The sequence below is a fragment of the Streptomyces minutiscleroticus genome (assembly GCF_014650875.1).
Classification (GTDB): Bacteria; Actinomycetota; Actinomycetes; order Streptomycetales; family Streptomycetaceae; genus Streptomyces; species Streptomyces minutiscleroticus.
Window position 1 is genome coordinate 1 of the sequence record NZ_BMVU01000128.1, and the last position, 6,863, is coordinate 6,863.

Annotated in this window: 4 protein-coding genes and 5 pseudogenes; 6 read left to right on the forward strand and 3 right to left on the reverse strand. The window is 68.7% G+C overall.

Annotated features, from left to right (window positions below; translation table 11 throughout):
- Positions 1–391: 391 nt before the first annotated feature.
- Entirely contained in the window at positions 392–625 is a 234-nt protein-coding gene (locus tag IE271_RS39885; protein WP_190195332.1) for a hypothetical protein, read from the reverse strand.
- Positions 626–1,033: 408 nt separating this feature from the next.
- On the opposite strand from IE271_RS39885, the pseudogene IE271_RS39890 reads away from it, so the two are divergent.
- A pseudogene (locus IE271_RS39890) lies at positions 1,034–2,222 on the forward strand (IS110 family RNA-guided transposase); the annotation flags it as partial.
- A gap of 85 nt (positions 2,223–2,307) precedes the next feature.
- Here IE271_RS39890 and IE271_RS44245 read toward each other — a convergent pair.
- Both IE271_RS44245 and IE271_RS39900 read right to left on the reverse strand, forming a co-directional pair.
- Positions 2,308–2,511 (reverse strand): annotated as a pseudogene (locus tag IE271_RS44245) (YnfA family protein); the annotation flags it as partial.
- A 569-nt stretch (positions 2,512–3,080) separates the two neighbouring features.
- Positions 3,081–3,680 carry a TetR/AcrR family transcriptional regulator gene (locus tag IE271_RS39900; protein WP_190195333.1) on the reverse strand — a complete coding sequence of 200 codons (600 nt, stop codon included), beginning with the start codon at positions 3,678–3,680 and terminating at the stop codon, positions 3,081–3,083.
- An 82-nt stretch (positions 3,681–3,762) separates the two neighbouring features.
- Here IE271_RS39900 and IE271_RS39905 point away from each other — a divergent pair, with 82 nt between their 5' ends.
- From IE271_RS39905 to IE271_RS39920, 5 genes and pseudogenes are all read left to right on the forward strand, one after another.
- Positions 3,763–4,626, forward strand: a complete 864-nt coding sequence (locus IE271_RS39905) for an MBL fold metallo-hydrolase (protein WP_190195334.1) — start codon at positions 3,763–3,765, stop codon at positions 4,624–4,626.
- 273 nt (positions 4,627–4,899) lie between these two features.
- A pseudogene (locus tag IE271_RS44250) lies at positions 4,900–5,489 on the forward strand (IS5 family transposase); the annotation flags it as partial.
- Between the two features lie 69 nt (positions 5,490–5,558).
- Positions 5,559–6,089: a class I SAM-dependent methyltransferase gene (locus IE271_RS44255; protein WP_373308916.1), complete on the forward strand. Its 531-nt coding sequence runs from the start codon at positions 5,559–5,561 to the stop codon at positions 6,087–6,089.
- A 127-nt stretch (positions 6,090–6,216) separates the two neighbouring features.
- Positions 6,217–6,441 (forward strand): annotated as a pseudogene (locus IE271_RS39915) (IS256 family transposase); the annotation flags it as partial.
- Positions 6,442–6,642: 201 nt separating this feature from the next.
- Positions 6,643–6,863 (forward strand): annotated as a pseudogene (locus tag IE271_RS39920) (transposase); the annotation flags it as partial.

Here is a 6,863-nt window from a genome sequence, read left to right on the forward strand (position 1 = left end):
GGAATCGGTTCCGCTGCTCGTCGGGCGATTCTGTGGCAACTTCAAATCAGACGGACTTGCGGGCGCAAAAGCCAACGAGACGGATGGCCAAGCCTCCACCCTGGAGAACGCCATTCGGTATCTATGGGAGAGAAGCACTTAAAGCGGTCGGGGATGAGAGCCACATATAGGGCTTGGCCTGCATAAACACCCTCTGAGAACCCCTGAGGACTCCTGGCGGAACGACGCTCGACCCTTTGGGACAGCGGGCTCCGGCAGCCTGCCTGCTCGCGCACGAGAAAGGGGTGGGCGACCTCCGCGCCGAGCCGGCCCGGCCGACCACGCCCGGCCGGGCCCGGACATGGGTCGGCGATGGAACGCGGGTGCCGCGTTCCACCGCCGGTGACGCCGGTCAGTACGTCGGCTGGACCCAGAGCAGGTACTGGCCGCCACTCAGCGCCTCGCAGCGCCAGCCGACCCAACGGCCCTGCGGGAAGCCCGCGTTGCCCGCGTCGGCGCAGGCGTTGATCGACGGGTAGACACCGGCGGGAACGAAGGTGGCGGCGGAGGCCGTACCGGCGCCGAGGCCTATGCCACCCACGACGGTGGCGGCAAGCGCCGCGGACACGAAGAACTTCTTGAGCATCAAGAACACTCCTGAACGTGCGTCACAGATGTACTGATGTGACGGGAGGAACAACTGCCGGACGATGCTACGGGGAAACGTGTCATTGTGATCATCGCTGTTGATCTTGGGCCGAAAATATCGCATGCCTGGCGTGTATCCGCCGGTAACGTGGAGCAAATGTGAACGGCACCCGCCGCTCGCCCATTACCTTCGTCGTAGAGCCCGGTTTGGGTTCGTGGCCTTCGGGGCCGGTATGACTCGTTGCTCCCTGTCCTTGATGATCCGGGGGTGCTGCCGCCGGTTCCGGCGGCACCGAAGGGCCGCTGATGGAAGCGCGTCCGCCGCCAGGCAGGGCTGCGTAATGTGGCTGCCGATCTCCGGTGCCCGGGCGGGCCACCGGCGGTGACTCCGGGGAGGGAGACCCCGGTGACCAGCAACGACTTCACCTCGATCGACGTGTTCTGCGCCCTGGACGTGGGCAGGGCCGCGCGCCACGGCACGGCCCTGCTGGCCGACGGCCGCACCACTTTCGACAAGCCGCTGCCCAACGGCGGGCCCCGGCTGAGGGAGCTGTTCGCCCGTCTGCAGCGCAGGGGGAAGGCCCTGGTCGTGGTCGACCGGCCTCCATCGGCACCCTGGCGGTGACCGTCGCCCGGGACTGCGGATGCGAGGTCGCCCACCTGCCGGGGCTGTCGATGCGCCGGCTCGCCGACGTGCATCCGGGCAGCGGCAAGACCGACGCACGTGATGCCTACGTCATCGCCGACGCCGCCCGCACCATGTCCCACCTGCTGCACAGCATCGACGTCGAGGACAGCGTGCGAGCCGACCCGGCCATGGTTCTGGGATACGACGACGACCTCGCCCAGGACGCCACCCGCACCTCCAACCGGCCGCGCGGCCTGCTCACCTCCGTCCATCCCGCCCTCGAACGCGTGCTGGGACCCGCCTGCGGCACCCAGCCGGCCTGGCCGTGCTGCAGACCTTCGGTTCCCCGGCCCAGCTGGCCCGGGCCGGCCCCGAGCAGCTGGCGCGGGCGATGCTCCAGGCCGCCCCGCGGATGCGCAGTGCCCGCACCCTGGCCGGCCAGATCACCACCGCCCTGGCCGAACAGACCGCCACGGCTGTCGGCACCGCCTCGGCCGGCGAGATCGTCTCCGGCCCGGCCGAAGCCCTCGCGGTCCTGCTCAAGCGCCGGGAAGCCCTGGAGGCCCGTATCGCCGCCCTGCTGGGGGCACACCCTCTCGCGCCAGCCCTGACCTCCATGCCCGGGGTCGCGGTCAGGACCGGAGCCCGCATCCTGGCCGAGGTCGGCGACCCCAGCGCGTTCCCCACCGCCGCCCACCTGGCCTCCTACGCGGGCCTGACCCCCACCACCACCCGCCGCTCGGGAACCTCCATCCGGGGCGAAGGACCACCCCGCGGCGGCAACAAACCGCTCAAGCGGGCCCTGTTCCTGGCCTCCCTCGCCTCGCTGAACAGCCCCGGATCGCGGACCTACTACGACAAGAAACGCACGGAGAAGAAGCGTCACAACGCAGCCCTCATCTGCCTCACCCGCCGCCGCGTCGACGTCCTGCACGCCATGCTCAAGCACCGCACCCTCTACCAGCCCGGACACGGACAGACAGCCTCACCAAGCCCACAGACCTTGACCGAACAGACAGAAGCACCCCCCTGGCCTGGCCTCGCCTTCTCCAGCCGGGCACCCCTGCGAGGATCCGCCCGAAGTTGTCGTCGCTCTGGAAGGTCGCGACGACCCCGTAAAGCCCGAGGGCGATCACGCCGGCACCGATCCAGATCCATCCTTTGTGCTCGCGGATGCCCTGCCACACCAGCCAGGCCCCACCGATCTCGAACAGGGCGGCGGCAACGAACAGGGCAACGGAACGAGCGACGGCCATACCGGCTGACCCTACCGACGGGCCATGCCGCCGATTTTCAGCGGATCCTTAGACGCCTGGCACCCGCATCCACTCTCACCTGCGGTCTTCTGGGCACAGGAGCAGAAGCGGCGGCGCTGGCCTCACCACCAGGTCCCGCCGGCGAGCACGGCCAGGACGACGCGAGGGCGGGCAGCCAGCCCACCACCGCCCCGGCTCCGGCCCCGACGACATCTGCCGTGATCAGGATCGGCAGCGCGCAACACGCCGCACAGGCCAGCGCGGCCAGTCCCCCAAGCCCCTTCGGGGCACGCTGGGCCAGCAGCAGGGCCCGGCATGGCGGTTCTCCTCGGCGAGATCGGTGAAGGGGGTGGGGCAGCAGGCTCTGGACGCGCACACGGTCAGGTCGTCGCAGCCCGCGTCGACGGCAGCGGCCAAGGCGGTACGGATGGTGGTGAGATCGGCGATCTTCGCGTCGACTTCGGCGAGTTTCGCGGCCGCGCGCTGCTGAAGGCCTCACACCGTTGCCGGCCGGTGCCCTCCTTGACCTCGTCCGCGACCCAGGTAACCAGGTCGACCCGAACCTTCCGTCAGGACGCGAGGAACGACCGCAGATCGCTGACCGCGACGTCCAGTTCCTCGCCGACGCGGCTGAAGTCGTCGCGTTCGTAGCAGCTCATCAGTGCTTTCTCCCACGCCAGCATCATGACGGCGCACTGCATCCGGACGGTCGGCGAGTCACCCGGCAGTCCCAGTCGTTCCCCCAGGGATTCGGCCAGTGCATTGATCCACAGATCCTGCTTCTGCAGATGACGTCCGCGCAGCGCGGGCTCGGACCGGTTGAGCCGCATCACCGTCGTGATCGTCGCGGGCTCGGCGCTGATCGAAGTGACTGCCACGTCGAAGGCCGACCGTAGAGCCTGCAGGGGTGATTCTGCGGCGGGCCGGCATCGCAACTCCTTGGCGATCGACGGCCCGAGGGCCTCGATCGGCTGCAGGACGGCGTCTTCCTTCGTGGGGAAGTAGCGGAAGAAGGTTCGCTCGGTCACGCCGACGGTGGCGGTAATCGCGCTGACGGTGGTCGCGGCGAACCCGATCTCGTCGATGGAGCGCATCGCCGCTGCCGCCAGCTCCGCACGGATGGCTTCGCGCATGCGAGCCCGAACCCCTTGGGGCTTTGCCTCTTCCATGTCGAGCATTGTAGCGTAGAGTCTGTCACTGACAATATGTCATTGACTGACAACGCGTCTGTCTCTGAACAAAAGGATGGCCATGGCCGAGAAAATCACCATTGGCGACTACACCGTTACGGTTCTGTCGGACGGGTACTCGAACCTCCCGCCGTCCGCCTATCCCGGCGCCGACTTCTCCCGCCTCCCCGGCCTGCTCGGGGAAGACGGCACCTACCGGATCCGCATTGGCGCTCACCTGGTCCAGGGACCTGCCGGCACCTTCCTGATAGACGCCGGGGCAGGCGAGCTCAGCATGCCCTTCCCAGCGGAGCTGGCCGAGGCGAACGGACTGAGCAATCCCCCGCAGCACATGGCGTCGGCCGGCAACCTGCCCGCCGCGCTCGCCGCCTCAGGCGTCGCGCCCGAGGACGTCACCGGCATCTTCATCACACACCTGCACCTCGATCACATCGGGTGGCTGATCAAGGACGGCGCCCCCTACTTCCCGAACGCCACCGCCTACTACGGGGCCGAGGACTGGGGGCTGCTGGTCGACGCCGTGGCGGAAGACGACCCCACGCGCGTGCTGATGCACCAGGCGGACAAGGCAGGCATCCTGCGCACCTACGAGTCGGGCGACTACGAGCTGTTCCCGGGCCTGAGCGTGCTGCATGTCCCCGGGCACACCCCCGGCCACGTCATGATCGCCCTTGAGTCCGGCGGCCAGAAGCTGTGGTTCACCGGCGATCTCATCGAACTGCCCAGCCAGCTCACCGACAGGCACATCCACTTCATGACCGACGTCGACCGCGCCCTCGCCGCCAACGCCCGCGACCGCCTCTTCGCGCAGGCGAAGAAGGAGCAGATCGTCATCGCGGCGGCCCACCTGGCCAACCCGTCGTTCCGGAAGATCACCCACAACGACACCTGGACCGACGCCACCGCTGCCGCTGTGATCGCATAGGTTCGCCGGGCCGGCGGTCGGGCGGCCCGATGGGGGTGACGTCCGAGCCGACTGCTGGAGGTGGTGATCGAGCTGCCCGTACGCACAGAGACCGACCGGGAAGGGCTGAAAGCAGCGGCAGGTCGTGCGCCGGGGCAGCACCGGCTCGGTGCGCCACCGGCGCACGGTGATGCTGCCGACCTCGTCCGGCGGCAGTCGGATGCCGATGATCGCTGGGCTGGGGCGGGCCGAGGAGGACCCAGTGCAGGATGTGATCCACAGGTTCGACGAGGCGACATCGACTGGACGGTGTCGGTGGGCCCCACGCTCGTCCGGGCCCACCAGCGCGCCGCCGGAGCACGTAAATAAGGGGCGACCTGCTCCGGCGAGCCCGCCAATCACGCACTGGGACGCTCTCGTGGCGGGCTGAGCACCAAGGTCCACCTGGCCGCCGACGGCGGTGCACGACCGCTGGCCTTCACCGTCACTGCGGGACAAGCCGGTGACGCCCCGCTTTCGAGACGGTGACGGCCCGCATCCGCGTACCTCGAAGCGATCCGGGCAGGCAGCGAACCCGCCCCGTCGCTGTGCCGGCCGACCGGGCCTACTCATCCCGCGCCATCCGCAGTCACCTACGACACCGGGGAATCCAATCGGTCATCCCGCAGCCCTCCGACCAGATCGGCCACCGGCTACGACGAGGCCGCCAAGGCGACCGCCCGCCCGGCTTCGACCGTGATGCCTACAAACAGCGGAACACCGTCGAACGGTGCATCGATCGCCGCATGCAGTGGCGCGGCCTGGCCACACGAACCGACAAACTCGCCATCGCCTACCAGGCCGCACTCCACCTCGCCGGCATCCTCATCTGGACCCGACGCCGACCAAAGAGACAGAACCTAGCCGAGGCCCAGCGTGCGCACTGGCAGGACACCTACAGTGCCCACCCCGGCATGTACGGCGAGAAGCCGTCCGCCGCGGCGGTCCATGCCGTCGGCGTTTACCGTTCCGCCGGTGCCCGGGATGTACTGGAGCTGGAGGCCGGGCACGGCCGCGACGTCCTGTACTTCGCCCGCGAGGGCTTCACCGTCCAGGCTACCGACTTCTCCGCCACCGACCTTGAACAGCTACAGGAAGCCGCCCGCGCCCAAGGCGTCGATGGGCGGGTCACCACCGCGGTGCACGACGTACATGACCCGCTGCCCCTGCCTGACGCCTCCGCGGACGTGGTCGTCGCGCACATGCTGCTGTGCATGGCCCTCTCCACCAAGGAGATCCACGCGGCAGTCGGCGAGATCCGTCGCGTCCTGCGGCCCGGCGGCATCTTCGTCTACACCGTGCGGCACACCGATAACGTCCATTACGGCGTCGGCACCGCACACGGCGACGACATCTACGAGCGCAGTGGCTTCGCCGTCCACGCCTTCGAAGAAGGCGACCTGCCCCGTCGCCTGTGGCGCGTGACCCAGACTTCGCCCCAATGACCGACGCATCCGGGAAGCCAGCAGACATCACGGTCGACGGCACCGGCCTGCTCTGCGTCACGCTCCTGCTCCGCCTCAGGGGGGAGCATCCAGTAGACGACGGATCCGATGATCAAGAAGATGCCTGATGAGCGAGACCATCACCGAGCACGAAACAGTGGAGGAGCTGGTTGCCGAGTCGGCCGCGGAGGCGGTGTCGGACGAGCAGTGGGTCACGATGCTGGTCGACCGTGCCCGCTCCGAAGGACCGCAGCTGACTGGCGAGGGCGGGCTGCTGCAGCAGCTAACCAAGAGGGTCCTGGAGTCCGCGCTGGAGGGCGAGATCACCGATCATGTCGGCTGTGACAAGCACGGAACCGGGTACCGGACCAAGGCAACCCGGCCCGCGCGACCGCGCGGGCCGGGACTCCGCAGATCGGCCGCCGCCCCCTCGTCGGTGGCAACCAAAGGGGCACGGACAAGCGAGATGCTGGGGTGTTCATGCCCCAGAATCCGCTCACGGACGATTAGATGTCATCTCATTTGGCCTTGGCGGTAGCCTGAGTCCGTGTTGATGGTTGAACGTCTGGTCCCGGACGGGTCGCGGAAGCTGTTCCAGCGGGTGGTGCCGGAGGCGCCGTCGCGTCCGGCAGGGTGGTGGCCGGCGCCGGTACGGCGACCGTGAGGTGCCGGCCGCAATCATCTTCGTGGCGACGACGGGCTGTACGTGGGCGCAGGTCCCGCCGGTGTTCGGCCGTCCGGTGCGACGGCCCATCGCCGGTTCACAGAGTGGAC

Coding starts and splice junctions, on each gene's coding strand:
- IE271_RS39885 (WP_190195332.1), bottom strand. CDS start 625: ATGCTCAAGAAGTTCTTCGTGTCCGCGGCGCTTGCCGCCACCGTCGTG.
- IE271_RS39900 (WP_190195333.1), bottom strand. CDS start 3,680: ATGGAAGAGGCAAAGCCCCAAGGGGTTCGGGCTCGCATGCGCGAAGCC.
- IE271_RS39905 (WP_190195334.1), top strand. CDS start 3,763: ATGGCCGAGAAAATCACCATTGGCGACTACACCGTTACGGTTCTGTCG.
- IE271_RS44255 (WP_373308916.1), top strand. CDS start 5,559: ATGTACGGCGAGAAGCCGTCCGCCGCGGCGGTCCATGCCGTCGGCGTT.